Below are 267 nucleotides of genomic sequence, written 5' to 3'. Positions count from 1 at the left end.
TAATACTGGCCCACCGGGATTTCGCCGGATTTCAGCGCCTGTTCGAACTGCGCTTCGTCGCGATACCAGAGGCGGACATTCGGCTTCAGCTCTGCGAGCTTTTCGAGCGCCTTGAGGATGCCTTCGTCCGTATCGAGCGCGTTTGTGCCGCCCAAATAAGTCTTTGCCGACACTGCCAGCAGGAAGGAGTTGGAGACGAGCGCCAGGAGGCCGAGCTTGACTTCCTTGTCCTTTTCCCACAGCGCCGCCCAGGAGGTCGGCGCTTCC

1 protein-coding gene is annotated in these 267 nt (G+C 60.3%); it reads right to left on the bottom strand.

What is annotated here, in order from left to right; all coding sequences use genetic code 11:
* A partial coding sequence (locus tag KVS69_RS19700; protein ID WP_217539781.1) for a hypothetical protein occupies nt 1-267 on the bottom strand: 267 nt, incomplete at both ends.

This window comes from Stenotrophomonas sp. GbtcB23, assembly GCF_019091045.1.
Taxonomy (GTDB): Bacteria; Pseudomonadota; Gammaproteobacteria; order Xanthomonadales; family Xanthomonadaceae; genus Stenotrophomonas; species Stenotrophomonas rhizophila_A.
This window is presented reverse-complemented; position numbering and strand designations above follow the sequence as displayed.